Raw genomic sequence first — 25,722 nt, 5'->3', positions numbered from 1 at the left:
CCGCCCTCTTCAGATTCCCGGTTCAGCGCTTGCCGCCGTCGCCGGCTTCGAGCTGGGCCTTGAGGGCGGCCAGCTTGGCGAAGGGCGAATCCGGATCCGGAGCCCGTTCGCGCCGCTGCGGACGCTGTTCCTGCGGTGCGGCGGAACGACCCTCATCCCGACGCTCGGGCCGGACCCGGCCGGGCTCGAAACGCTCGCGACGCGGCGGACGCCCGCCATCCGGCCGGCCGCCATCGCGACGCCCACCATCCTGCCTCTCGCCTTGTCCGCTCCGCTCGCCCTGGCCGCCACGGTTGCGCTGTGCGCCGTCCGGGCCGCCGGCATGAGCGGGGCGACGGTCCTGGCGGCCTTCGCCGGGACCACGATCGCCCGCCTGAGCGTTATCGCGACCGCCGCGCGGGCGGTTCTGCCGCGGAGCGGAGCTGCGCTGATGCCGCTGCAGGCGCCAGACCTCGACCATCACCGGCTCGGCCGGGGCGGATTCCACGGGCGTTTCGCCCTCGGCCGCATCAGGAGAGGCCGTCTCGGCCGTTTCCGGCTCGATGCCGGCGAGGGCTGCGGATTCCGCCACGGGGACGGGGGCCGCCTCGGGTTCCTCTGCGGCATCGACCGGAGCTTCGGCTGCCGGTGCCGGCTCGTCCTCCGCGGGTGCGGCCTCGGAGGACACCGTCTCGGGGTCGGGCACGCCTTCCGCCACGGGCTCGGCCGTGTCGGGCGAGGTCTCGTCTTCGGTGGTCGTCCCGTCTTGAGAAGCCGTCTCGCCTTCCGAAGGCGTCTCGGCGTCCGGCTTGGCCTCGTCTTCGGTCGCGGGTCCGGCCTCCTCGGACGCCGTCACCGCGTCGTCGGTCGATGCGGCTGCGGGTGCGATGGGGCGGGTCGACGCGGCCGGAAGAAGCGGCACGGTGATCGCCGGGCCGGGGCGGGTTTCAGGTGCATAGCCGAGGGATTTCAGGATCGAGCCGAAATCCTCGCCCGAACAGCCGACCAGCGAGGTCATGCCCACGGTGGCGACGAAGGCGTCGCCATCGGCGGTGCCGGCGGGCGCCTCGCCCGGCGTGGTGCCGGGGCGGTAGGTGACGGCCGGGCGGATCAGGTCGGCCAGACGCTCCAGGATGTCGACGCGCACGGCGCGCTCGCCACAGACCCGGAAGCCGGCGGCGCGGTAGAGACCCTTGGCGATCTCGGGATCGACCTTGATCGAGGTCCGGCCGGAGCCGGCCAGATGCGCGATCTCGTCGAGGCCGCGCTGGTCGAGGCCGCCGTTCTTCAGCGCCCAGAGCTGGGCGGCGAGGGTCCGGGGTGCCGGCTTCAGCAGGGCCGGCAGGAAGATGTGATAGGCGCCGAAGCGGACCCCGTGACGGCGCAGCGCGCCACGGCCCTCCTGATCGAGGGTGCGCATCTCGTGCATCACCTTGGCGCGCTCCAGCACGCCGAGGGATTCCACGACCTGGTAGCCGATGCCCTTCGACAGGCCGACGAGGTCGGCGGCGGTCTCGATCTCGATCAGCGGACCGAGGAGCCGGACCACATAGGCCTTCAACCAGGCGACCAGCCGGGCCTCGACCTTGTCGCGGGCCGGGCCGGTCAGCTGCTCGTCGGCGAGCAGCCGCACATGCGGCTCGAACAGCTTGTCGCCCGGCGTCAGCTTGGCGACCGGGTCTCCGGTCCAGCGGATGATGCCGTCATGGGACAGGACCAGGGACGAATCCGCCGCGGCCGAGAAGCGCTCGGCGCGCGCCTCGATCTCGCCGCCCAGCGCCTTTTCGGCGGCGCTGCGCAGGGTCTTGGCCTCGTGGCCTTCCGCGCCCGGGTCGGCAACGAACTGAAACCCGTGCAGATGGCCGACATGCTGGCCCTCGACGGTAACGTCCCCGCCGGCGGTGATCTCAGCTTCCAACATCGTATTCTCTCTCAGGCGCCGCATCAGGACGCTAGTGCGCCGATCGACGAAACGGCTCGCAAGGCGCTCGTGCAGGGCGTCAGACAGCCTGTCCTCTACCCGACGCGTCTCGCCCTGCCAATGCACCGGATCAATCAGCCAGTCCGGACGGTTCGCGACGAAGGTCCAGGTTCGCCCCTGGGCGATGCGCTGGGACAGGGCGTCGATGTCGCCGTCGGTGCGGTCGATCATCGCCACGTGCTTGGCGAACCAGTCGTTGGGGATGCGCCCGGCCATGCCCCGCATGAGGAATCGGAACAGCTGGGCGACGAGATCCGCATGGGTCTGGGGGTGGACCTTGCGGTAATCGGGCACGCCGCAGGTATCCCACAGGCGTCGCACCACCGTCGGATTGGTGGCGATGTCGCGGATGTCGTCCTCGCGCATCAGGATTTCGAGGGCCGACTGGTCCTCGCCCATGGGCGCGCGGGTCAGTCCCTTCTCGTTCGGATGCTCGTCCAGGCTTTCCTGAAGGGCCTTCAGCGAGGAGAAGTCGAGATCGGGGTTGCGCCATTGCAGCACGCGCACCGGCTCGAAATCGTGGTTCTCCAGGGCCTCGATCATCTCGGGCTCGAACGGGGCGCAGCGCCCCGTGGAGCCGAAGGTGCCGTCCGAGAGGTGGCGTCCGGCCCGTCCCGCGATCTGCCCCATCTCCGGGGGCGTCAGCCTGCGGAAGCGCGTGCCGTCGTATTTCCAGTTCGCCGCGAAGGCGACGTGGTCCACATCGAGGTTGAGGCCCATCCCCACCGCGTCGGTGGCGATGAGATAATCGACATCGCCCGATTGGTAGAGCTCCACCTGGGCGTTGCGGGTGCGCGGAGACAGCGCACCGAGCACCACGGCGGCCCCGCCGCGCTGGCGCCGGATCAGCTCGGCGATGGCGTAGACCTCCTCCGCCGAGAAGGCGACGATGGCCGTGCGCCGGGGCAGGCGCCCGAGCTTCTTCTCGCCCGCGAAGGTGAGCTTCGACAGGCGCGGGCGGGTGGTGGTGTGCACACCGGGAATCAGCGACTGCACCAGGGGCAGCATGGTGGAGGAGCCGATCAGCAGCGTCTCCTCGCGCCCGCGCTGGTGCAGCAGGCGGTCGGTGAAGACGTAGCCGCGGTCCATGTCGGCGGCAAGCTGGATTTCGTCGATGGCCACGAAGGCGACGTCGAGGTCGCGCGGCATCGCCTCGATGGTGGAGATCCAGTAGCGCGGCCGGTCCGGCTTGATCTTCTCCTCGCCGGTGACGAGGGCGACCTGCTCGACCCCCACCCGCGCGACGACGCGCAGGTAGACCTCCCGCGCCAGAAGCCGCAGGGGCAGGCCGATCATCCCCGTCGGATGCGCGAGCATCCGCTCGATGGCGAGATGGGTCTTGCCGGTATTGGTCGGCCCGAGCACCGCCGTGACGCCGCGTGAGCGGGCCTGCGGGGGGAGGGAGCGGCGCGTCATGTGTGCGGGACGGGTCCCTTCGGCGAAAGCGGCCGGCGGCAGGGTCTCATGACGGCCCGTCGAGATGGCCGCCTCGGTCAGTCGCCGCTGCGCAGGGGCCGTCCGGACGGCCGGCCCCCACGCTGCGTCTCCCCGCCATATGGGGCGTCACCCCCGCGATAGCCACCGCCACGGTACCCATAAGGATCGACATAGATCTCCACCGGGTTCGCCGGCTGCTGCGGCGCGAGATCGGCGCAGAGCGTGTCCGGCATCGCCACGAGGGGGCCGCGCCGTGCCGGGCGACCCTCGATCACCTCCGCGGAGGAATAGGCGTCGCCCCCGCAGGGCGAGATGTCCGAGCTGAGCTCGCCCGCATGGCCGGGGCCGGCATGGCCCGCCACCGCGACGAGGCAGCCCGCGAGGGCGAGGAAGCGAAGAGAGCGGGGCAGATGCGACATCAGCGAGTCCCGGTACCCGAGGGGGGCCGCCAGATGGCGGTGCCGGACAGGGCGTCGCCGAGGGCCGCGAACCCGCCCTGGAGATCGGCGCCGCCGATGGCATAGCCATAGGCGCCGAGCCCGGTGAAGGGGGCCATCCTGCGCCGCCCTTTGAAGATCGGCAATTCGCCCGAGCGTTCGGGATCGACGCGAAGGACGAAATAGCGCTGGCGTCCCCGCATGACCGGTTTGAGATCCTCGACCGCGTCCCAGGGAATCCAGCCGCTCGACAGGCGGCGGTCGAAGATCCCTTGCCGCCCGACGGAAACCAGCGTGCCCGAACGGAACATCCGGGGGGCGCTGACGACGCTGGCGGCGCCGAAGAAGAACAATCCGAACCAGATCAGGAATGTGTGAAAGCTGCCGGGCTCGAAAGCGTGCCCATGGATTCCGGGCCGGGCGTAGAGGATCGAGGCGCAGCCGACCGTGAAACACAGGGCGATGACGAACATGCCCACCGAGCGAGGGCGCGAGACCGGAATGTCGATGGCCTGGTCCATGGTTCAGGCCCGATTCGTCGTCATGGATCGACCGAAGCCGCCTGCGCCACCTGGCTCGGCGCCCCGCCACGGCTCCACCGGGTCGCCTCGATGATGTTGGTGCCGAGCGTCGTCCGCACGGCGATGCGCACCGGCAGCAGCACGCGGGTGCCCTCGACCGGCGCCAGCCATACCGACATGTCGCGGTTGTCCTCCATGAACTTCACGCCCGGCCGGTCGGGGCGATGCCCGGCAATGGCCTGGTAGCGGGCGTTGCAGACGAGGACCGGCCCGGAATAGCCGGGCTTCTCGACGTTGCGCGTCTCGCCGTAGCTCAGCACCACGTTGAAGCGCGTCGCGCCGTCGAAGATCGGGATGGTGCGGTTGCAATTGGCCTGGTCGGTGAGCTCGCCCCGGCTCACCGCCGGCATCATCAGGGCGCTGGCCGGATCGACGATGCCGCGCTTGTTGGCCGGGGTCACCGGCACGCGGTCGCCCATGTCGATCAGGGGCGGCGTCACCTCGGATTGGGTGACGTTGCCGCGCGCCAGCGCCATCCGCACGGCGATGCCGGAATTCGAGGTCTTGGTGGAGATGGCGAAGGTGTTCGGCTGCGGCCCCTCGGCGATGAGGCCGTTGGCCCGGGCCGAGCCCATGCCCCCGGTCACCGCGCCGACGAGGCCGGTGAGGCGGGCCGACACGTCCATGCGGTAGCGCGTGGTCTCGAACAGGCCCGAGACCTGCGCGGTGCCGATGGGGATGCCGGCCAGCGCGATGCCGTAATCCACCGTCACCGTCGCCGGTGCCGCAGTTTTGGCGGAGGTGGCCTTCGGCCGCGCGAATCCCTCGGAGGCGGGAATCACCCCGAGGGTGGCGAGGAGGCTGGCGCGGAGGAGGCGCATGGCGCACATGGCGTGAGGCTCTGATGTTCCAAGGCTTGGAGCCGCGCGGCAGTAGAGACCGGGCGGCATCGTTCCGCCATCGTCCCCGTTCGTGGTTAATACATCGTATGGATGCCGCGGCGCGGGGCGCCTGGATGGCTCTGCACCGGCCCCGGAGCGTGGTTATTCCGATGGGCAAAACGCAGCGCCGCCCTTGACGGATGCCCTGCCCGTCACCTATAGGCTCGCGCCTTCAATGAGACGCCGCTCGATCGGAGTTTGGCGTGCGTGAGGCCCGTGGCGCGTTGCGACCGGTCTTCCGCCATCGCCCGATCAGACGCGGAACGAGACGGGATTTAGAACAATGTCGCGCCGTTGCGAACTCACGGGCAAAGCCGTGCAGACCGGCCACCTCGTGAGCCACTCGAACCGTAAGACCAAGTGCCGGTTCCTGCCGAACCTGTGCCAGGTCACCCTGCAGTCCGACGCCCTGAAGCGTCGGGTTCGCCTGCGCGTCACGGCTCACGCCCTGCGCTCGGTCGAGCATCGCGGTGGCCTCGATGCCTTCCTCATCAAGGCTCGCGAGATCGAGCTGTCGCAGACGGCCCGTCTGATCAAGCGCGAGCTGCACAAGAAGCTCGCCGAAGTCGAGACCCCGGCCGCCGCCTGAGGCTGCGATATCGAAGCGTCGGCGAGAGCCCGCTTCGATCACGCTCGACGTCTCATTTTAATCTCGAACGGCCGCCGCATGCTTTGTGCATGCGGCGGCCGTTCGCGTTGATTCCGACTGACCCACTATCCGGCTCTTCCCGATGACCGTGCTGTCGCTCATCGCCCCGATCTTCGGGCTGATCCTCATCGGCTGGGTCGCGGCGCTCGCCGGGTTCTTGTCGGAGAAGGTCAGCGATGGGCTATCCGAATACGTCTTCGCCATCGCGGTGCCGGCGCTCATCATCGCGACGCTGACGCGGCCGGGTCTCACCGGCGAGGTCACCTGGGCGTACTGGTTCAGCTATTTCGGCGGCGCCGGCCTGTCCTGGCTCGTCGGCTCGCTGATCGGCCTGCGCCGCGAGGGTGTCGGGCGGACGGGGGCGATCCTGCACGGATTCGCGGCCAGCCAATCGAACACGATCTTCATCGGCGTGCCGATGATCCTGCAAGCCTATGGCGATGAGGGCGCGTTTCCGCTCTTCATGCTGCTCGCCGTCCACCTGCCGCTGATGATGGGCTGCGCCACCTTCCTCATCGAATCGGACGGAGAGCAATCGATCCTCAAGCGGTTGAAGGGGCTCGTCCTCGTCCTCTTCCGCAACCCGATCTTCCTGTCATTGATGATCGGCCTGGGTCTCAAGTCGTTCGGCCTCGCCCCCGGCGGCATGGTCAAGTCGCTGGTGGATGCGCTGGCCGGCACTGCCTCCACCTGCGCGCTGATCGCGCTCGGCGCCGGCCTCGTGCGCTACCGGGTGCTGCACGACCTGCCCGGCGCCATGGTGGTGACGACCCTGAAACTCGTCCTGCATCCGCTGGCGGTCTGGGTGCTGGCCTTCCATGTCTTCACCATGCCGCCCGCCTATGCCGGGGTCGCCACCCTGTTCGCGGCGATGCCCGTGGGCATCAACTCCTACCTGCTGGCCGTCCGCTACAAGGCCGAGACCGGGTTGATCGCCGCCGCCGTCATGCTCTCGACCCTGCTCGCTGCCGCGACCACCGTGGCCTGGCTCGCCATCCTCGGTCACACCTGAACGGTTCGACGCCTTGACCCACGTGCGGAGTGTTTGTACCGATCGGTACAGACAAGCGCAGGAGCCCGAGCCGATGTCCGAATCCCGCCCACCGCTGCCCCCCTTCACCCGCGAGACCGCGATCCAGAAGGTCCGCGCCGCCGAGAACGGCTGGAACGGCTGCAACCCCGAGAAGGTCTCGCTGGCCTACACGGCGGATAGCCGCTGGCGGAACCGCTCGGAATTCTTCTCGGGCCGTGCGGCCATCGTCGAGTTCCTCACCCGCAAATGGGCGAAGGAGCACGAGTACCGGCTCATCAAGGAGATCTGGGCCTTCACCGAAGACCGCATCGCCGTGCGCTTCGCCTATGAATTCCACGATGCGGCCGGCGACTGGTTCCGCGCCTATGGCAACGAGAACTGGGAGTTCGACGCCAACGGCCTGATGCGGCTGCGCCATGCCAGCATCAACGACCTCGCAATCTCCGAATCGGAGCGCAAGTTCCACTGGGACCGCGCCGCGCCGCGCCCCGACGATCATCCGGGCCTCACCGAACTGGGACTCTGACCGGACCATGACGAGAAAGCCGGGGGCGCGGGAGGACGCGCTGCCCGCCATCGCCGAGGTCTTTCGCGAATACGGCTACGAGGGTGCGAGCCTCGCCCTCATCGGAGCGCGAACCGGGCTCGGCAAGGGCAGCCTCTATCACGCCTTTCCCGGCGGCAAGGCCGAGATGGCTGAAGCCGTCCTCGACGCCATCGGCGCCTGGTTCGAGGAGAAGGTCTACGCGCCCCTGCGCGACGATCCCGATCCACGGGCGGCGATCCGGCTCATGCTGTCGGAGACGGACGCCTATTTCCGCTCCGGCCGAAGGGTCTGCCTCGTGGGCGCCTTCGCCCTCACCGAGGGGCGCGACGGGTTCGCGGAGCGGATCGCCGGCTACTTCCGGGATTGGCGCGAGGCTCTGGCGCAGGCGCTGATCCGCGCCGGGCGCCCGGCCGCCGAGGCGAATTCCCTCGCCGAGGATGCCGTCCTGGCGATCCAAGGCGGCCTCGTCCTCGCCCGCGCCCTCGACGATCCGGCCGTGTTCGGGCGGATGCTGGGGCGGTTGGAGATGCGGTTGGTGGCGTAGGGGCGGGAACTGACGCTTCGCATCCGTTCTCGATGATTATGATGGGTGAGTTACAGCCTCTACCGCCTAAACGTTGCCTACCGGATCGAAAAGACTCTCAATGATAATATTGGTGAGTCATTATAGTTCACGAATATGTCTTGATATTTATATGATATATTTTATTTATTTATCAGATTTACCATCGTGGTCTATATAAATGGCCGTCTCGTTACGTGCAGTAACGAGGCCGCGCCTAAGGACATCTCCGACGAAGATCAGCGACTGTGTGAGTGCGGGTAATAGGTTCGGCTTTGGTGGAAGCTGGACTACAGGAAAGCGAGTAGATCGCGAATTGCAGAGCAAGGAACGAGACGCCGAGCGAGATGGTGCCCTGTAGGCACGAATGCTCCTCAAGGGGAATCGCTCATGCCTTCCGAAATGAACCGCCCGATGTCCGCCGCCGAATATACAGCGCTGATTGTGCTTTCCATGCTCTGGGGCGGATCGTTCTTCTTTACGAGCGTTGCGCTCACAGCTCTTCCGCCACTCACCCTCGTCGTGCTCAGGGTTGGGCTCGCCGCGTTGGTTCTCATCATGGTTCTGCCGTTTGCAGGCTTACGCCTTCCGCGGCAGCCCGGCCCCTGGGTGGCGTTCGCTGGGATGGGGCTGCTGAACAACGTCTTGCCCTTCTGCCTCATCGTGTGGGGGCAGACTCACATCGCCTCCGGGCTCGCCGCCATCCTGAATGCCACCACGCCGCTCTTCGCCGTCATCGTGGCTCACCTCCTCACCGTCGACGAACGCATGACAGTAAGCCGGCTCGTCGGCGTCATCCTAGGCTTTGCCGGGGTCGTTGCGATGGTTGGGCCTGACGTGCTGACCGGGCTCGGAGCAGATGTCCTAGCGCAACTTGCCGTGCTCGCCGCTGCCTTCTCTTACGCGCTCGCGGGTGTATTCGGTCGCCGGTTCAAGCTCATGGGCGTTTCGCCAATCGCAACTGCTGCGGGGCAGGTTACGGCATCAGCGCTTATGCTCCTGCCCGTCGCCTTGGTCGTGGATCGCCCCTGGACGCTTGCGATGCCGGACCTTCCGGTGTGGGGCGCGGTGCTCGCCATTGCGACTGTCTCGACGGCTCTGGCCTATGTGCTCTACTTTCGTCTGCTGGCGAGCGCGGGAGCAACGAACCTGCTTCTCGTGACCTTCCTCATCCCGATTTCGGCGATCTTGCTCGGCGCGTCGATGCTCGGAGAGGTTTTGGAGGCACGCCACTATCTCGGCATGATGCTGATCGGGTGCGGACTTGTGGCCATCGACGGCCGCTTCTGGGCATTGGTCCAGAAGCGGAAGCGCAGTCTACCCGAGATTCACCAAGGGCGAGACATATAATCGGCCGACCGAAATCCTTCGATGAACGGCCGAACCGAATCAACGGGGCATCGGTTCGATTTCGATGGCTACCGCCGCCCGCCCGCAGCCCTGCGCACGGGCACGGCACCACCCGCATCCTCCTCGAACAACTCCGCCAGTTTCTCCGTCATCGCCCCGCCGAGCTCCTCGGCGTCGATGATGGTGACGGCGCGGCGGTAGTAGCGGGTCACGTCGTGGCCGATGCCGATGGCGAGGAGTTCCACCGGTGAGCGGGTCTCGATGTCCTCGATCATCCAGCGCAGGTGGCGCTCGAGATAATTGCCCGGATTGACCGAGAGGGTGGAATCGTCGACGGGCGCGCCGTCCGAGATCACCATCAGGATCTTGCGCTGTTCGGGCCGGGCGAGCAGGCGCTTGTGCGCCCAGTCCAGGGCCTCGCCGTCGATATTCTCCTTCAGCAGCCCCTCGCGCATCATCAGCCCGAGGTTTTTCCGCGCACGGCGCCAGGGAGCGTCGGCGCTCTTGTAGATGATGTGACGCAGGTCGTTCAGACGGCCGGGACCGTTGGGCTTGCCCGCCGCCAGCCACGCCTCGCGCGATTGGCCGCCCTTCCAGGCGCGGGTGGTGAAGCCCAGGATCTCCACCTTGACGCCGCAGCGCTCCAAGGTCCGCGCCAGGATGTCGGCGCAGGTGGCCGCCACCGTGATCGGCCGGCCGCGCATGGAGCCCGAATTGTCGAGCAGCAGCGTGACGACGGTATCGCGAAAATTCGTGTCCTTCTCGCGCTTGAACGAGAGCGGCTGGAACGGGTCGGTCATCACCCGCACGAGGCGGGCCGGATCGAGCTGGCCTTCTTCGAGGTCGAATTCCCAGGCCCGGTTCTGCTGGGCCAGGAGCCGGCGCTGCAGCCGGTTGGCCAGCCGGCCGACCACGCCCTGGAGATGGGCGAGCTGCTTGTCGAGATAGGTGCGCAGGCGCGCGAGCTCTTCGGCGTCGCACAGATCCTCAGCGTCGATCATCTCGTCGAAGCGGGGATTGAACACCTTATATTCCGGGCCGCGCGGCTCGACGGGCCGGTTGTTGGGCGGACGCTTGGCCTCGGAGGCCTCCTCGGATTCGGCGTTCTCGGACTCGTCCGGCAATTCGCCGGACGGAGCGTCGGCGGCTTCCGTGGCGCCGTCCTGCAACTCGTCCGAGGCTTCCTCCGAGGTCTCCATCTCGGACTTGTCGCCCTGGGACTGCTCCTCGGCCTCGCCCTCGCTCGGGGTCTGCTCGTCGTCCTGCCCTTCGTTCTCGTCCTCGTTGTCGTCGTCTTCGGGGTCGAGCGGCGTCTCGTCCGCCATGTCGAGGGAGGACAGCAACTCGCGCACGGAGCGGGCGAAGGAGCGCTGGTTCTCGAGATTGCCGATGAGACCGTCGAGGCTGGGGCCGGCCTTCTCCTCGATATGCGAGCGCCAGAGGTCGACGATCTTGCGCGCGGCCTTGGGCGGGGCTTCCCCGGTCAGGCGTTCGCGCACCATCAGGGCGACGGCATCCTCCATCGGGGCATCCGCCCGGTCGGTGATGTCCTCGTACTTGCCGCCGCGATGGTAGCGGTCCTCCAGCATGGCCGTGAGGTTCGAGGCCACGCCGGCCATCCGGCGCGAGCCGATGGCCTCCACGCGGGCCTGCTCGACGGCATCGAACACGGCGCGCGCACCGGCATTCTCGGGGGCGAGGCGGCGATGGACGGCCACATCGTGGCAGCCGAGGCGCAGCGCCATGGAATCGGCATTGCCGCGCAGGATCGCCACATCCTCCGGCGTCAGCTTGCGCGGCGGCTCGGGCAGGCGCGCCTTGTCGCCGGTGAGCGCCGGCCGGTCGCTGGCATAGACCACCTCGATCTCGGAGCGCTTGGCGATGGCGCGCAGGCATCCGGCGACCGAACGCTTCAGCGGTTCGGCGATGGGCTCCCGGCGTTCGCCGGCTTTGCGGTTCGAGATGGCCACGATCGCTACTTCTTCACCGAGTCGAAATCGAAGGGGCGGTCCAGGATGTCGTCCCAGCCGTAGGGGCATTCCGCGGGAAACTCATCCGGCGGCAGATGGGTCTCGTCGGCGGCCCAATCGCGTGCGTCCGGGTAGGCGTCGCTCAGCGCCTCGTCGATGCGAGGCTTCAGCCCGGGATTGCTGGACAAGATCCGCACGTAGCGCCGCCGTTGCTCACGGATCGAGAAGATCCAGCTCGGCGTGCGGTGCTCCGGCTGCTGGTCCCATTTCAGCATGTGCATGACGAGGACGCGCAGGGTGCTCTGAAGCTTGGCGAACTCGCTCTTCGACAAATCCTCGAGTTCCTCGGCCATGTGCTCGAGATCGAGCTCCTCGAAGCGACGGGCGCGCAGGAGATCGGCTTGCTGGATCAGCCACGAATAGAAATCATCCTCGTAGCGCGCACGATTCGGTGCGCGCTCGGACGGTGACGATTCCCGTGTCTCACCCTTCAAGGCCGGTTCGGCCATCGCGTCCTCCGCGTCGATCCTCAGCTCAGCGCCACGTTCATCGCGCTCTCGGGCAGTTCCTTGCCGAAGGCGCGCTGGTAGAATTCCGCCACCAGGGTGCGTTCGAGCTCGTCGCACTTGTTGAGGAAGGTCACCCGGAAGGCGAAGCCGATATCCTGGAAGATGTCGGCGTTCTCGGCCCAGGTGATCACCGTGCGCGGGCTCATGACGGTGGAGAGATCGCCGTTCATGAAGGCGTTGCGGGTCAGGTCGGCGACGCGGACCATGCGGCTGACGATGTCGCGCCCGCCGTCGCGCTGGTAATGCAGCGCCTTCGACAGGACGATGTCCACCTCGCGGTCATGGGCGAGGTAGTTCAGCGTCGTCACGATGGACCAGCGGTCCATCTGGCCCTGGTTGATCTGCTGGGTGCCGTGATAGAGGCCGGACGTGTCGCCGAGCCCCACCGTGTTGGCGGTGGCGAACAGGCGGAAGGCCGGATGGGGGCGGATCACCCGCTTCTGGTCGAGCAGCGTCAGGCGGCCCGAGACTTCGAGCACGCGCTGGATCACGAACATCACGTCCGGGCGGCCGGCATCGTATTCGTCGAAGACGAGGGCCACGTTGTTCTGCAGCGCCCAGGGCAGGATTCCGTCCTGGAAGGCGGTGATCTGCTTGCCGTCCTTCAGCACGATCGCGTCCTTGCCGACGAGATCGATGCGGGAGACGTGGCTGTCGAGGTTGATCCGGATGCAGGGCCAGTTCAGGCGGGCGGCGACCTGCTCGATATGGGTCGACTTGCCGGTGCCGTGATAGCCGGTGACCATCACGCGCCGGTTGCGGGCGAAGCCCGCCAGGATCGCCAGGGTGGTCTCGCGATCGAAGATGTAATCCGGGTCGAGATCGGGAACGTGCTCCTCGCTCTGCGAGAAGGCCGGCACCTTGAGGTCGAGATCGATGCCGAAAGCCTCGCGGACGGAGACCATCCGGTCGGGCAGCGAGGCGGGGGTGTCGTCAGAAAGCATACGGGACCTCGTCGGGGCGGGCGCCGGCATGGGCCGGGCTCGCGGATCTATCTCGGTGGGCATTGCCGGGTCCCGCACGGGGCGAGACGTGGAATACCACCTTTAAGGGGCTGCGTCGGCGGACGCCAAGGGGTGCGAGAACTCGATATAGGGCCTCCCGCGCGGTTTGCCGCCTCCCACCGCACGTCATTTGCAAAAACGTGCATCGTTCGTGCCGGTTCGCGGCACCCGGCTCAGCACAGGCCGGCGGCACGCAGGGTGTCGTGGGCGCGGATGATGTCGCGCAGCCGCTCCTCGAACGAGCGGTCACCGCCATTGGCGTCGGGGTGGAAGCGCTTCACCAGCACCTTGTACTGCGCCTTGATGGCGGCCGTGTCCGCGTTCTCGTCGAGGCCGAGCACGTCGAGGGCCTTCAGGGCGGCCACCGTCAGGCGCGGCCGGCTCGGCTCGGGCTTGGCCCGGCGCGAGGTCTCGCCGACGCCTTCGCTGCGCAGGATGTCGAGCGGGTCGACATAGGCCCAGTCGCGCTTCGGGTCGCCCGGTTTCGCCCCGGCCGCCCGCGTCGCCGGGTTCACACCCATCGCCCAGGTCGGGCGGTGCCCGATCACAGCGTCCTTCTGGTAGGCCTGGACGGCGGCGTCGTTCATGCCGTCGAAGTAGTTGTAGGTGGCGTTGTAGGCGCGCACGTGGTCGATGCAGAAGCGCCAGTACTGGCCTTCCGCCTTGCGACCCTTGGGAGCGCGGTAGAGCCCGGCATTGGTGCAGCCGGGGGTCTCGCAGCCCGTCTGGGACGCAGCCTTGGGCTCGTCGCAGGAGGGTTTGCGCTTGATGCGGATGCTGTCGAACAGACGCGAGTTGAGATCCATGGTGGGGCGATTATGAGAGGGCGGGTCCGAGACACAAGGGCGGCGGGCCTGATGACGCATGCGGAGATCGGGGGTTGACGACCCCGAAGCCTCCGGGCGCCTACAGGCTAGGAACGAAGCGACGGAAAGACGAGGACACGATGGCCGGCACGCTCAAGGATTGGATCACCGGAGCGCTCGACGCGCAACTGGCGCCGCAAGCCCTGGTGGTCGTGGACGAATCCCATCTGCATGCGGGCCATTCGGGCGCACGGCCCGAGGGCGAGACGCATTTCCGTGTCGAGATCGTCTCCGCCGCATTCGAGGGGAAGAGCCGGGTCGAGCGCCACCGGATCGTGAACGGCGTTCTCGACGAGGCGTTCAAGCGCGGGCTCCACGCCCTCGCGGTGAAGGCGAAGGCGCCGTCCGAGGCCGCCTGAGCGGCTCCGGCATACGAGGAATATGGTGGCGATGGCCCTGCAATGCACCCCGCATCTCGCCATCGACGAGGCCGAACTCGAAGAGACTTTCGTGCGCGCCTCGGGACCGGGCGGGCAGAACGTCAACAAGCTCTCCACGGCGGTGCAGCTCCGCTTCGATGCGCGGCGCTCGCACTCCCTGCCCGACGCCGTGGCGGTGCGCCTGATGCGCCTCGCCGGGCGGCGGCTGACCCAGGACGGTGTCATCGTCATCATGGCCCAGCAGTTCCGCACGCAGGACCGCAACCGGGCCGATGCGCGGGAGCGCCTCGCCGCCCTCGTCGCCGAGGCGGCGGTGCCGCCGACGCCGCGCCGGGCGACGCGCCCGACCCTCGCCTCGAAGAAGCGTCGCCTCGACGAGAAGTCCCGCCGCGGCGCCACCAAGCGGCTGCGTAGTGACGGCGGAGGCGATTGAACTCATCGCCAAATGGCGCCGATCCCGACCGATGGTCGTTCTCGACGCGTTCGGCGGACGGGGACGAGGTCCATTCATCATCCGCCGGTCGCAGGGCCTATTTGAGGTGTTCCTCCAAGGCTTTACCTCATCCTGAGGTGCTCTGGTGGGATGATCGACTTCGGCAGACGATCGGCCCCGGCATGAAGATCCGCCCGGAGATCCGATGAAACACGCGCTTACTTCACCGGTCCCCTTGCATCCGGCGGATGGTATTCTTCCGCGCCCGTGACATAGGCGCTGCCGGGCTTCAGGACGGTGAGGGCGATGGCGATCAGGGCGAGGAGCGCCGCGAGAGCGGCGGGGAACAGGAAGGCGTCCTCGCCGAAACGGGTCTGGAGGAAGCCGCCGATCACCGCCCCGGTGCTCAGGGCGCCCCAGAGCGGCGCCTGGATCCAGAACGACGGTGCGACCTTGCCCATCAGCAGGTTGGCGAGCCCGGTTCCGAAGCGCACCACCGCGCCCGTGACATAGGTGAGGGCGAGGCTGCGCCCGGCCTCGTCCTGCAGCGTGGCGTTCTGGAGGCCGAGCGCGATGACGATGGGATAGACGTGCAGCGGCCAGGAGAAGGTGCCGTAGGGCATGACGAGACCGATGGCGAGGAGCACCGCCTGCAGCAGCAGCATCACCGAGAGCCGCCAGCGCCCGACCCAGGCCGCGATCAGCGTGCCGATGAAGGCGCCGAAGCAGAACATGACGATGACCGAGCTGACGCGGGCCGTGCTCTCCCAATCGAACTTGCTCACCGAGACGCCGAAGCGGGTGGTGTTGCCGCTCATGAACGACATGAAGAGCTGTGAAAATTCGAGGAAGCCGATGGAATCGGCGCATCCGGCCAGTGCCGAGAGGGCGAGTGCGAAGGGAATGCGCGTGCTCGGGCTCGCGGGAAACGACTTGTCGGTCTTATCGGCCATGCGTCTGAACAGGCTCCTGGAAGAGAACGGTAAGGGTCGGGAGAAGGCCGGACCTTACCGATCGGACGCGACGGATAAACCGCCTGCGCCGCGTTGGTGCGGATGAATGGGGGAGTGTCGTGCCGTGCAACACATGCCGGCCCGCTTCGGTTCAACTCAATCGCGCACAATTGGGATTAAGGCGCCGGAGGGCCGGCTTTGCGCAACAGGACGACGCGCGCCGGCACTTCGCTCCCGCGCTCGCGGCGGATCACGGCGGGTTCGAGACCGAGCATGTCCAGACCGGCTTCGTCGGCCAGCCGGCGAAGGTAGCGCTCGCCATGGGCGTAGCGCGCATCGGCACCGAGAACGAGGCCGCCATCGGGGTTCCACTGCACCGTGAAGGCCACGAGGCCCGTGGGCCTGAGTATGCGGGCGGTCTCGGCCATGACCGGGGAAAGGCCGCCGACATAGATGAAGACGTCCGCCGCGATGACGAGATTGGCGCTGTCTTGCTTCTCGCCTTGGAGAATGGGGACGAGATCGCCCTCGATGAGCCTGTCGTAGCGCCGCCGCCGGGCGGCTTCGGCGAGCATGCCGGGGGAGATGTCGATTCCCGTCAGGGTTCGCGTGCGCCCATTCAAAGCCTCGCCCACCAGGCCGGTGCCGCAGCCGAGGTCGATCACGTCGCCGAAATCCGCCCGCGCGCCGTCCAGCCCGTCGAGGGCGCTCACCAGCAGTTCCGGCCCGCGATATTGCAACTCGCCCACGAGGTGGCGCTCGAATCGCGGAGCGTAGCCGTCGAACAGGGCGCGGATATAGGCCGGCGAGATCGCCCCCAAAGCCGCGCCCTCGCCGATCTGGACGAGGCGCAGCCGGGCCCCGAGTTCGTCATGCGGGTCGAGGTCGAGGGCATTGCCATAGGCCCTGAGCGCGGCATGGTGGTGGGCGACATCCGCAGTGGCGAGGTGGCGGGCCTCCCGCGCCCGTCCGAGCAGGAACCACGCCGCCGCGTAACGCGGCGCGATCTCCAGGGCCTGCTCGGCCATCTCGGCCGCGCCCTCCGGATCGCCCTCGGAGAGACAGGCCTCCGCATAGGCGTAGCGCCGGTCGGCGAGGAGATCGCCCGAACTGTTCTGAAGTGACGTCTGCGCTCGCGGGTTCATGCGAGCGCCCTATATCACGTCGCATGATCCGCCATCCCCATGTTCGGCCCTTCGCAGTTCGGCCCCCCGCAATTCGGCATCCCGCATGAGCCTGAGTGCGAGCGACCTCCTGACCCTGACCCGCGAGGGGCTGTATTGTCCGCTGGGCGGGTTCCACGTGGACCCGACCTGGCCCGTGCCGCGCGCCCTCATCACCCACGGCCATGCCGACCATGCCCGGTCCGGCCACGGCAAGGTACTGGCCACGGGCCAGACCCTGCGGATCATGGCCGTGCGCTACGGCGAGGATTTCTGCGAGGCGCGCCAGGAGGCGGTGCTCGGCGAGGACATCCGCATCGGCGACGTGACGGTGCGTTTCGCGCCCGCCGGCCATGTCCTCGGCTCGGCCCAGATCTCCATCCAAGCGCAGGGCGTGCGGGTGGTGGTCTCGGGCGATTACAAGCGCGCCTACGACCCGACCTGCCTGCCCTTCGAGGTGGTGCCCTGCGATGTCTTCATCACCGAGGCGACCTTCGGCCTGCCGGTCTTCCGGATGCCGGACACGGCGGGCGAGGTGCGTAAGCTCCTCGATTCCGTCGCCCTGTTCCCCGAGCGCGCCCATATCGTCGGCGCCTACGCGCTCGGCAAGGCGCAGCGGGTCATGGCCCTGTTGCGGGAGGCCGGCTACGACCAGCCGATCTATCTCCACGGCGCCATGGAGAAATTGACCGAGCTCTACAAGCGCGAGGGCATCCCGCTCGGGGAGACGCCGAAGGTCGTCGCGACGGAGCGCGGAAAACTCCACGGCGCCATCGTGCTCTGCCCGCCCTCGGCGATCCAGGACGTGTGGTCGCGCAAATTCCCCGATCCGGTCACCTCCTTCGCCTCGGGCTGGATGCGGGTGCGGGCGCGGGCCCGGCAGAAGGGCGCAGAACTCCCCCTCGTCATCTCCGACCATTCCGACTGGCCGGACCTGTGCCGCACCATCCGCGAGACCGGGGCAGGGGAGGTCTGGGTCACCCATGGGCAGGAGGACGCCCTGGTGCATTGGTGCGGGACGCAAGGGATCAAGGCCAAGCCGCTCCACATGCTGGGCTATGGCGATGACGGCGAGGGCGAAACCGCCGCGCCGGCCGAGGAGGCCGCCGCGTGAACGACTTCGCCCATCTCCTCGACCGCCTCGCCTACGAGCCGCGCCGCAACGCCAAGCTGCGCCTGCTGCAGGATTATTTCGCCCATGCGCCGGACCCGGAGCGGGGCTGGGCGCTGGCCGCCATGACCGGCAACCTCAGCTTCCGCGAGGCCAAGCCGGCGATGATCCGCGGGTTGGTGGAAGCGCGGGTCGACCCGGTGCTGTTCGCGCTCTCGCATAATTACGTGGGCGATCTCGCCGAGACCACCGCGCTGATCTGGCCGTCTCAAAACCCTCCCCCCTCTGCGGGGGAGGGTGGCCCTCGCGTGAGCGAGGGTCGGGAGAGGGGAGCGCCATCTCCGGAAAGGTCGTCCCCTCTCCCGCCTGCTCCGCAGGCACCCTCCCCCGCAGAGGGGGGAGGGGATGCAGCAGCGGCCGGTCCGGGCCACAACAACCCGCCGCCGCACATCCCGACCCTCTCGGAAGTGGTCGAGACCCTCGCCACCGTGAAGAAATCCGACCTGCCGGCCCATATCGCCGGCTGGCTCGATGCGCTCGACGAGACCGGGCGCTGGGCGCTGCTGAAGCTCATCACCGGGGCTCTGCGCGTGGGCGTCTCCGCCCGCCTCGCCAAGACGGCGGTGGGGGCGCTCGGCGGCCACGAGGCCGATGCAGTGGAGGAGGTCTGGCACGGGCTGGAGCCGCCGTATCTCGGCCTGTTCGCCTGGGTCGAGGGGAGGGGGGAGCGCCCCACCACCCTCAACCCCGCGCCGTTCCGCCCGCCGATGCTCTCCCACCCGATCGACGAGGAGGCGGACTTCGCGAAACTCGATCCGGCCGCCTTCTCGGGCGAGTGGAAATGGGACGGCATCCGCGTCCAACTCGCCGGGGGGCGCGACGAGGCCGGGCAGCAGGTGGCGCGGGTCTATTCGCGCACCGGCGAGGACATTACCGGCGCTTTCCCCGATCTCGCCGAGGCGATCACCTTCTCGGGCACGATCGACGGCGAATTGCTGATCCTGCGCGAGAGCCGCGTGCAGAGCTTCAACGTGCTGCAGCAGCGCCTCAACCGGAAGGCCGTCACGCCCAAGCTGCTGGAGGAATTTCCGGCCCATGTGCGGGCCTACGACCTCCTCACGGCGGAGGGCGAGGATCTTCGCCCGCTGCCCTTCGCGACCCGCCGCGCGCGGCTCGAGGGTTTCGTCGCCGCCCTGGATCACGCCCGCATCGATCTCTCGCCGCTGGTGACGTTCGAGACCTGGGACGACCTCGCCGAGGCCCGCGCCGATCCCGCGAGCGTGGGGGCGGGCGAGGATGCCGACGCCATCGAGGGGGTGATGCTGAAGCTGCGCGACAGCCCCTATCTGCCCGGCCGCCCCAAGGGTCCGTGGTGGAAGTGGAAGCGCGAGCCGCATCTCGTGGACGCGGTGATGATGTATGCCCAGCGTGGCCACGGGAAGCGCTCGTCCTTCTATTCGGACTACACCTTCGGGGTCTGGCGCGAGCGGCCGGAGGGCGGGCGGGAACTGGTGCCGGTGGGCAAGGCCTATCACGGCTTCACCGATGCGGAACTGGCCAAGCTCGACCGCTTCGTCCGCAACCACACGACCAAACGCTTCGGCCCCGTGCGCGAAGTCGCCTACGGGCCGGAGGAGGGCCTCGTCCTGGAGATCGCCTTCGAGGGCGTGCAGCGCTCCACCCGGCACAAATCCGGCGTCGCCATGCGCTTCCCCCGCGTCCACCGCATCCGCTGGGACAAGCCCGCCGCCGAGGCGGACGGGATCGGAATTCTGGAGACCATCCTGGCGCGCGGCGAGCGCGAGATCGCGCCGGGCGCATCGATCGACGAGGAGGCATCATGACGGCTGCAGGCAGGATCGGCGGGATCGAAGGTTTTCAGGAGGGCGAGATCCGGCGCCAGGCCAGCGCCCGCTTCACCGTCTCGACGCGGAGCCAGGGCTTCACCGATGTCACGGCGGCGGTGGCCGATTTCCTCGGGCGCAGCGGCATCGCGCAAGGCCTGCTCACGCTCTTCTGCCGGCACACCTCGGCCTCCCTGACGATCCAGGAGAATGCCGATCCCGACGTTCAGAGCGACCTGATGGCGGCCCTGGACGGGCTCGCCCCACGCCATCCCGGTGGCGGGTACATCCATTCGGCGGAAGGCCCCGACGACATGCCGGCGCATATCCGCACCCTGCTGACGGATTCGGGCCTGACGATTCCCGTCATCGACGGACGTCTCGTCCTCGGCACGTGGCAGGGCATCTATCTCATCGAACACCGCGACCGGCCGCACCGGCGCGACATCGTCCTGCACGTCGCCGGCGCATAGGTGACCGGCGGCGCGCCGTCATCGGGCGCGCCGCCGGTCCGGGTCACGCGGCCCGGCCGTTCCGGCGGCAGCCGACCGTCGGGGTGCCGTGTTTCGAAACCCAGACCGCCGCCTGGGTCCGGTTGCTGACATTGATCTTTCTCAAGACGTTCTTGACGTGGATCTTCACCGTTGCCTCGGAGATCCGCAATTCCCGGGCGATCGACTTGTTGGAATGCCCGGTCGACAAGCAGGCGAGGACTTCGATCTCGCGATGCGAGAGATCCGATGCCGCTGCGGGCGCCGTCTCTACGCCCTTGGCGAACCGCATGAGAGCCGGCCTCGGGAAGCCGTTGCTGCCCCCGGTCAGATGCGAGGCGGCACCGATGGAGATCACGATGTTGCCGCCCATCACGACGTTCAACGATCGGATCAAGGCGATCGGCTGCGCGCTCCGGTTCAGGCAGGCCTGGATGCCCCGCTGCAGCAGGTACCGCGGCACCGCCGGATCGGTCTCGGCCGTGAGGGCGACGATCCGGGCCGTGGGAAAGTGGGATTGCACCAGGGGAACCAGCGCTCCCTCGATCTCATCCTGACCGAACTCGCTCAGAATGATTAGCTCCGGCATGTATCCGATCTGTAGATCTGCAATATCGTCTATCGAATCGAGGACTGAATATCCGTTCTGGTTCAATATTCCAACGAGACCGTCCCGTTCGAGCCCTCTCGGACCAATGACGATGGCGGGTATGGTCGTGGTCGCAGAGGTCAGATTATCCGGTCCGACGATCATCCCGGGAAGGAAATCGGATTGGGGAGGTTCGGAAGAAGCAGTGATACTGAGTGGCATCGGGCTAACTCCAATGAAGACTTGGAAATAGATGGCATGGCCATCGCTCTGCCGGCATGAATGAAATGCCGCCGTATGAACGTCGCACTGTCGTCCTGCTGCGAAGGCGAGACGCAGTCTCATAGCAGTCGATCGAAAATCGGGTCGTCGTGCTGAGCAGGTGATCGTGATGAAACAAATGTTATTATTTCAGGTAACAAATATCAGCGGATCGTTGTTGCCCCCTCCCTCAGTGTCGAATTCTATGACGATTGAATAACATGGGGACATCGCGTGCAACAAGAAAAAATGAACACTTCAAATCTGTCGTGTCGAGCGCGTATGACTGCCTGTAGGTCAATGATTCCGCGCTCGCTGAAGCCTCGATTTCAGCAAGCCTCGGGTGGTAAAACGCTCTTGCACGTAGGCGTGGAAGCCGAAACCGACGTCTTGGAGCGGCCCCCATCATGCCGGCCTCCGAAGCCTGGAACAGTCGAGACCTGCGAAAGGCCGTACCGTGGTATGACTACTTAGATCCGGTCCGAACCAGGGATTGTCCAAGGTTAGAGCAGGTTATTGGCCCTCATGGACCGGCCTTCATGGACCGGCGCGATCCTCGCCGTGCCGAAAGCTGCGCCCGAGGGGGGAGCGGAAGATCATGCTGGCGCCGATGCCGAAGCCGAAGACGCACCAGAACCAGATGCCCAGCATCGGCCCTTCGAGCGCCACGTCGAAACACGCGTCCACGAACATGCCGAGGCCGTAGCAGCCGATCCAGATGAACAGCTTGGCCCAGTGCTCCTCCCCGCGCCGGCGGGCCCAGAGCAGGCTGTGGAACAGCATCGTGAACCAGGTCGCCAGCACGCCGAGCCACAGCACGAGGCCAGGAACGCCCGAGCGCGCCAGATAGGTCATGTTGACGTTGTGGGGGCTGCGCAGCACCGCGTCGGCCGTCACCCATTGCTTGTAGCCGTCCTCGAGGGCGATGTTCACCCCGAAGCCCTTGCCCGTCCAGAAATACGGCCCGCGCAACGTGTAATCTTGAATCGTCGCCCACCAGCGCAGGCGGAACTCCTTGGTCGCCTCGAAATTCGAGGCCTCGCTGACGCCGACCACGCTCTTCAGGCCTTCGACGATCTGCTTGGGTCCGGTCGCACGCTCGTTGCCGGGAAGCTGGACGCTGAGATCGAACAGCGTCGCGATGATCGCGGCGACGAAAAACACAAGGACGATGGGCATGAACTGTCGCAGCCGCCGCCCGGCGATGGCCGCGACCACCACCGGCACGAGGCAGGTCAGCATGGCGCCGCGGCTCGACGTGACGACGATCATGCTCGCCATCAGCACGGCGACCCAGAGGCGCGAGAAGCGGCCGAGCCCCAGCAGGACGAAGACGGCGATGGCCGCGAGGTGGCTGGCGGCCTCGCCGGCCCGGACGCTGGGGATCTGGATCTCGGTGCCGGGGATTTTCAGGAACGCCGAACTCAGGCCGTACACGATGCCGCCGGCCAGGGCATAGAACCGCGCGAACCGGCCATAGGCGTCCATGGCCCGCCCGAACCGGCCGGGTTCCTCCAGCAGCAGGGCGACGACGATCAGGGCGAACAGGCCGTAGAGGGCCAGCACGCTGTCCCGGGGGGCGTCCATCCCGTAGGGGCCCAGATACGGCACGGTCCGGTAGAGGACCCAGCCCATCAGGACGATGAGCATCCGGCTCGCCGGCGTCGCCAGGATGGCGAGCCAGCATCCGGACCGCAGCAGCGCGATGAGCCCCCCGGCCAGGGCCATCTCGCCGACGAAGAGCGGCGGGATTCCCAGATAGGCGAAGGTCTTCCCCAGCACCGCGTAGCCCAGGAGCACGATGACGAGGGCGCGGGAGTAGCGTTCGGTGAAGTCGTCGGCGGCGCGGCCGAGGGGGAGGGCGGTGTCGAGAGGGGACTGGATCACGCGGGCGACTTCTTTAGAGGGGGCGGGACTTATGTCGGCACTCTCAGGGTCGTTCGATGGGATGGTTCGGCCGGTTCACTTGGCAAAGTCGATCATCCCACCGGATCACCTCATCCTGAGGTGCCCTTTGCTTCAGAAAAGGGCCTCGAAGGAGCGCTCCAGTCTGCTCAGTGGGTTCTGGAGCCCTCCTTCGAGGCCGCTACGCGGCACCTCAGGATGAGGTCGAGCCTCGGAAAACGGTTCAAAGAGGCTTCTAGACCGCGATCGGCATCGTCCGGTGCGAGTCCATCGCCTCGGCGTAGATCCCGAGGAGCTGGTTCGTGGTGACGGTCTCGCTCCAGCAGGTTTCGTATTTCAGCCGTGCCGCCCGGCTCATGCGCTCGGACGCGGCACGATCGGTGAGGATCCGCGTCATGGCGCGGGCGAGATCGGCGGCGTCGCCCGGGGCGGCGTGCAGACCGGTCACGTCGTCCGATACGATCTCGGCCAGCGAGCCGATCCGCGACGCGATCACCGGCAGGCCCATGGCGAAGGCTTCGACCACCACCATCGGCAATCCCTCGTACCAGAGCGAGGGGACGATCAGGGCCCTTCCCCCCCTCATCGCGGCGCGAACCTGCGCGGGGGTGACCTGGCCCCGGTCGTCGAGATTGGGCGAGGCGGCGACCTGCGCGGCCAGCGGCCCCGTTCCGATGACCGTGACCCTGCAGCCGGCGATCCTGGCCGCGGCATCGAGGGTCTCGACGCCCTTCTCGGTGGTGAGGCGTCCCACGAACAGTAATCCCTCCCGCGCATCTGCCGAGACCGGGCCGGGATCGGCGAGCCCGTTCGCCTTCACGGCGATGCGGTGTCCGGGCAGGCCCGCCGCGATGAACCGGCTGCGCTCGAACTCGGTCAGCGCGATGAAACGGTCGACATGGTTCGCCCAGGTGCCGGTCTGCCTGTGATGCTGGATGGACCGCGCCACCGCGAGCGATCCGAGCCGGGAATCCCGGTAGCACCGGTGCAGCACCGCGTTGTAGGCGGAGCCGCCGACGCAGACCTCGCAGGGCGAGCCGTTCCGCGTCAGCATCGCGTTGGCGCACATGATCCGGTAATTGTGCAGCGTCTGGATCGTGGGCGTTCCCGTCTTGCGGACGGCCACATGCACCATCGGCGAGATCAACGGGAAGTAATTGTGGACGTGGACCACGTCCGGCCGGAAGAGATCGATCTCCTTCAGGACGAGGCCGATGTTCTTGGGCGAATTCACCGATTGGAACGCCGCGCGCAGGCGGTCGACCGGCGTGACGATGGACTTGTTGCTCAAGGTGAAGAGGCGGACGTCGCAGCCGGCCCGTTCGAGGGCGCCGATCTCCTGGGCGACGACGGAATCCTCGCCCCCGTGGAACTGGTACTCGTTGTGGACGATCAATACGCGTTTCGACATCTCGATCGCCTCACAATCGTTGCTGTGACCGCTGGTCAGTCTTCGTCCGGTCGCGGGCGCGGCGTTACTCGGCCGCCACGGAATGCAGGACCGGCTGAGACTGCGCGATCTCTTCCTCGATCCAGCGGTAGGTCGGCACGAGCCCCTCGCGGATCATGATCTTGGGCTCCCAATCGAGAACCTTGCGGATCAGGCCGTTGTCGCTGTTGCGCCCACGCACGCCCTGCGGCTTCGTCAGGTCGTGGCGCTTGGTGATCGTCTTGCCCGCGATCTCCGCCGCGATATCGACGAGGTCGTTGATGCTGATCATCTCGTCGGTGCCGAGATTGATCGGCGCGCAGTAATCGGAATGCATCAGCCGGTACAGGCCCTCGACGCAATCGTCGATATACATGAAGGAGCGGGTCTGCAGACCATCCCCCCAGACCTCGATCTCACCACCATCGGGGCAGAGCACCACCTTGCGGGAGATCGCGGCGGGCGCCTTCTCCCGGCCGCCGTCATAGGTGCCGAGCGGACCATAGACGTTGTGGAACCGTACGGACCGGGTCGGAATTTTCCAATCCTCGGTCATGTATTGGCACATCTTCTCCATGTAGATCTTCTCGAGCCCGTAGCCTTCCTCGGGCTGGGCCGGCCAGGCGACGTCCTCGGAGAGCGGGGTGACGTCGGGCGAGAGCTGGAGATGCTGGGGATAGACGCAGGCCGAGGAGGAGAAGAGGAACTTCTCCAGGCCGCTATAGCGCGCCGCCTCGATCATATGCGCGCTGATCAGGGTGTTGTTGAGCGTGATCTCGGCATGCGAGCCGCTGATGAAGCCGATGCCGCCCATGTCGGCCGCGAGGTGGTAGACCTCGTCCATGTCCTTGACGGCGATGGCGCAATTGTCCCGCATGCGAAGATCGACCTGCATGAAGTCGTGCGCGGCCGAGGCTTCGTATTGCGGGAGCTTGATGTCGGCCCCGCGGACCCAATAGCCCTTGTTGACGAGGCTTTTCACGAGATGGTGTCCGATGAAACCACCGGCCCCGGTCACAAGTATCTTTTTCATGACAGACAGCCCTTATTCAATGCGTGTCGTCAGAAGAACTGCATGATCGCCGAATGTATTGGTAGGAACCTTGAGGGTTAGATCGAACGCGCTCGCGGTGTCGCGTATAGTACCCTTGCGCCGGATGTGGCGACTTGGCGGTCAGAGGTGCCGGGCAAATGTGAGCCCACGGCCTCCGCCTTCCTCTGGATGCCCTGCTTGATGGGACTTCTTAGCGGATGCTCATGCCGAAGTCGGTCATCTGCCAGAGCAGATCATCCGAGCCGACCGCCTCAGGATCGGGG

At 67.2% G+C, this 25,722-nt stretch carries 24 protein-coding genes; 10 read left to right on the top strand and 14 right to left on the bottom strand.

Going from position 1 to position 25,722, the window contains the following annotated elements:
• Positions 1-22 precede the first annotated feature (22 nt).
• The 4 genes from AC0IXR_RS15435 to AC0IXR_RS15420 form a co-directional block, all read right to left on the bottom strand.
• A complete protein-coding gene (locus tag AC0IXR_RS15435) occupies positions 23-3,376 on the bottom strand; it encodes a helicase-related protein (protein ID WP_471761376.1) in 3,354 nt (1,117 codons plus the stop codon).
• 77 nt (positions 3,377-3,453) lie between these two features.
• Positions 3,454-3,816: a hypothetical protein gene (locus AC0IXR_RS15430; RefSeq protein ID WP_461234680.1), complete on the bottom strand. Its 363-nt coding sequence runs from the start codon at positions 3,814-3,816 to the stop codon at positions 3,454-3,456.
• Entirely contained in the window at positions 3,816-4,355 is a 540-nt protein-coding gene (locus AC0IXR_RS15425; RefSeq protein ID WP_471761375.1) for a hypothetical protein, read from the bottom strand. Before AC0IXR_RS15425 ends, AC0IXR_RS15430 begins: the two co-directional genes overlap by 1 nt.
• A gap of 20 nt (positions 4,356-4,375) precedes the next feature.
• Entirely contained in the window at positions 4,376-5,245 is an 870-nt protein-coding gene (locus AC0IXR_RS15420) for a DUF3108 domain-containing protein (protein ID WP_056422507.1), read from the bottom strand.
• Positions 5,246-5,579: 334 nt separating this feature from the next.
• Between AC0IXR_RS15420 and rpmB the strand changes: the two genes are divergently transcribed.
• The 5 genes from rpmB to AC0IXR_RS15395 all read left to right on the top strand — a co-directional run bounded on the left by rpmB (position 5,580) and on the right by AC0IXR_RS15395 (position 9,437).
• Complete coding sequence (gene rpmB / locus AC0IXR_RS15415) at positions 5,580-5,885, top strand: 50S ribosomal protein L28 (RefSeq protein WP_018046086.1); 306 nt, start codon at positions 5,580-5,582, stop codon at positions 5,883-5,885.
• A gap of 142 nt (positions 5,886-6,027) precedes the next feature.
• Positions 6,028-6,957, top strand: a complete 930-nt coding sequence (locus tag AC0IXR_RS15410) for an AEC family transporter (protein WP_471761374.1) — start codon at positions 6,028-6,030, stop codon at positions 6,955-6,957.
• Positions 6,958-7,030: 73 nt separating this feature from the next.
• The gene (locus AC0IXR_RS15405; RefSeq protein WP_428405993.1) at positions 7,031-7,504 is read left to right on the top strand and encodes a nuclear transport factor 2 family protein; all 474 of its coding nucleotides are present in this window, start codon (positions 7,031-7,033) and stop codon (positions 7,502-7,504) included.
• Between the two features lie 7 nt (positions 7,505-7,511).
• Positions 7,512-8,069, top strand: a complete 558-nt coding sequence (locus tag AC0IXR_RS15400; protein WP_471761373.1) for a TetR/AcrR family transcriptional regulator — start codon at positions 7,512-7,514, stop codon at positions 8,067-8,069.
• A 408-nt stretch (positions 8,070-8,477) separates the two neighbouring features.
• Positions 8,478-9,437 (top strand): DMT family transporter, encoded by a 960-nt coding sequence (locus AC0IXR_RS15395; RefSeq protein WP_471761372.1) that lies wholly within the window; start codon positions 8,478-8,480, stop codon positions 9,435-9,437.
• A gap of 68 nt (positions 9,438-9,505) precedes the next feature.
• On the opposite strand, the gene cobT is transcribed toward AC0IXR_RS15395, so the two are convergent.
• The 4 genes from cobT to AC0IXR_RS15375 all read right to left on the bottom strand — a co-directional run bounded on the left by cobT (position 9,506) and on the right by AC0IXR_RS15375 (position 13,786).
• On the bottom strand, positions 9,506-11,407 hold the full coding sequence (gene cobT / locus AC0IXR_RS15390; RefSeq protein WP_419953107.1) for a cobaltochelatase subunit CobT: 1,902 nt from the start codon (positions 11,405-11,407) through the stop codon (positions 9,506-9,508).
• 5 nt (positions 11,408-11,412) lie between these two features.
• Positions 11,413-11,916 (bottom strand): DUF29 domain-containing protein, encoded by a 504-nt coding sequence (locus tag AC0IXR_RS15385; protein ID WP_419953106.1) that lies wholly within the window; start codon positions 11,914-11,916, stop codon positions 11,413-11,415.
• A gap of 20 nt (positions 11,917-11,936) precedes the next feature.
• The gene (cobS, locus tag AC0IXR_RS15380) at positions 11,937-12,920 is read right to left on the bottom strand and encodes a cobaltochelatase subunit CobS (RefSeq protein ID WP_056422487.1); all 984 of its coding nucleotides are present in this window, start codon (positions 12,918-12,920) and stop codon (positions 11,937-11,939) included.
• 233 nt (positions 12,921-13,153) lie between these two features.
• Entirely contained in the window at positions 13,154-13,786 is a 633-nt protein-coding gene (locus AC0IXR_RS15375) for a J domain-containing protein (protein WP_056422483.1), read from the bottom strand.
• Between the two features lie 140 nt (positions 13,787-13,926).
• On the opposite strand from AC0IXR_RS15375, the gene AC0IXR_RS15370 reads away from it, so the two are divergent.
• Together AC0IXR_RS15370 and arfB are read left to right on the top strand one after the other, a co-directional pair.
• Positions 13,927-14,205 (top strand): BolA family protein, encoded by a 279-nt coding sequence (locus AC0IXR_RS15370; protein ID WP_471761371.1) that lies wholly within the window; start codon positions 13,927-13,929, stop codon positions 14,203-14,205.
• A 31-nt stretch (positions 14,206-14,236) separates the two neighbouring features.
• Entirely contained in the window at positions 14,237-14,659 is a 423-nt protein-coding gene (gene arfB / locus AC0IXR_RS15365) for an alternative ribosome rescue aminoacyl-tRNA hydrolase ArfB (protein WP_200919010.1), read from the top strand.
• 218 nt (positions 14,660-14,877) lie between these two features.
• Here arfB and AC0IXR_RS15360 read toward each other — a convergent pair whose 3' ends face one another.
• Both AC0IXR_RS15360 and AC0IXR_RS15355 read right to left on the bottom strand, forming a co-directional pair.
• On the bottom strand, positions 14,878-15,612 hold the full coding sequence (locus tag AC0IXR_RS15360) for a YoaK family protein (protein WP_056422475.1): 735 nt from the start codon (positions 15,610-15,612) through the stop codon (positions 14,878-14,880).
• A 176-nt stretch (positions 15,613-15,788) separates the two neighbouring features.
• Positions 15,789-16,757, bottom strand: coding sequence for a class I SAM-dependent DNA methyltransferase (locus tag AC0IXR_RS15355; RefSeq protein WP_471761369.1), 969 nt, complete (start codon positions 16,755-16,757; stop codon positions 15,789-15,791).
• Positions 16,758-16,842: 85 nt separating this feature from the next.
• Here AC0IXR_RS15355 and AC0IXR_RS15350 point away from each other — a divergent pair, with 85 nt between their 5' ends.
• From AC0IXR_RS15350 to AC0IXR_RS15340, 3 genes are read left to right on the top strand one after another with little or no spacing between them, the layout of a single operon-like run.
• On the top strand, positions 16,843-17,889 hold the full coding sequence (locus AC0IXR_RS15350; RefSeq protein ID WP_471761368.1) for a ligase-associated DNA damage response exonuclease: 1,047 nt from the start codon (positions 16,843-16,845) through the stop codon (positions 17,887-17,889).
• A complete protein-coding gene (locus AC0IXR_RS15345) occupies positions 17,886-19,730 on the top strand; it encodes a cisplatin damage response ATP-dependent DNA ligase (protein WP_419953103.1) in 1,845 nt (614 codons plus the stop codon). Before AC0IXR_RS15350 ends, AC0IXR_RS15345 begins: the two co-directional genes overlap by 4 nt.
• Positions 19,727-20,203, top strand: coding sequence for a secondary thiamine-phosphate synthase enzyme YjbQ (locus AC0IXR_RS15340; RefSeq protein ID WP_471761367.1), 477 nt, complete (start codon positions 19,727-19,729; stop codon positions 20,201-20,203). Before AC0IXR_RS15345 ends, AC0IXR_RS15340 begins: the two co-directional genes overlap by 4 nt.
• A 43-nt stretch (positions 20,204-20,246) precedes the next feature.
• On the opposite strand, the gene AC0IXR_RS15335 is transcribed toward AC0IXR_RS15340, so the two are convergent.
• From AC0IXR_RS15335 to AC0IXR_RS15320, 4 genes are all read right to left on the bottom strand, one after another.
• Positions 20,247-20,810, bottom strand: a complete 564-nt coding sequence (locus AC0IXR_RS15335) for a response regulator transcription factor (protein WP_156467629.1) — start codon at positions 20,808-20,810, stop codon at positions 20,247-20,249.
• 798 nt (positions 20,811-21,608) lie between these two features.
• The gene (locus tag AC0IXR_RS15330; RefSeq protein WP_471761366.1) at positions 21,609-22,958 is read right to left on the bottom strand and encodes an O-antigen ligase family protein; all 1,350 of its coding nucleotides are present in this window, start codon (positions 22,956-22,958) and stop codon (positions 21,609-21,611) included.
• A 253-nt stretch (positions 22,959-23,211) separates the two neighbouring features.
• Entirely contained in the window at positions 23,212-24,387 is a 1,176-nt protein-coding gene (locus tag AC0IXR_RS15325) for a glycosyltransferase (RefSeq protein WP_471761365.1), read from the bottom strand.
• Between the two features lie 64 nt (positions 24,388-24,451).
• Entirely contained in the window at positions 24,452-25,438 is a 987-nt protein-coding gene (locus AC0IXR_RS15320) for an NAD-dependent epimerase/dehydratase family protein (protein WP_471761364.1), read from the bottom strand.
• Positions 25,439-25,722 lie beyond the last annotated feature (284 nt).

This window comes from Methylobacterium sp. AC832, from assembly GCF_979256025.1.
This window is presented reverse-complemented; position numbering and strand designations above follow the sequence as displayed.